Raw genomic sequence first — 268 nt, forward strand, 5'->3', positions numbered from 1 at the left:
GTTCTTCGTCGCCCTTCATGGCGAAGGCGGTGACAGCGACCACCGGGATCGTGCGCAGGTCGGGATCGTCCTTGATCCAGCGCGTGACCTCGAGGCCGGATACCTGAGGCAGCTGAATATCCATCAGGATCAGATCGGGGCGCAGCTTGCGGACGAGATCGAGCGCTTCGAAGCCATTGCTGGTGCCCGAAGTCTGATAGCCGTGAGCTTCCAACAGATCGCGAAAGAGCTTCATGTTGAGCTCGTTGTCCTCCACGATCAGGACGGT

The 268-nt window shown here is 59.7% G+C and carries 1 protein-coding gene; it reads right to left on the minus strand.

What is annotated here, in order from left to right; all coding sequences use genetic code 11:
* The coding region (locus ACRHNM_RS16895) for a response regulator (RefSeq protein ID WP_431137780.1) at positions 1–268 on the minus strand (268 nt) is incomplete at both ends.

Source organism: Psychroserpens mesophilus (assembly GCF_050617655.1).
In the GTDB taxonomy this organism is placed as follows: Bacteria; Bacteroidota; Bacteroidia; order Flavobacteriales; family Flavobacteriaceae; genus Psychroserpens; species Psychroserpens mesophilus_A.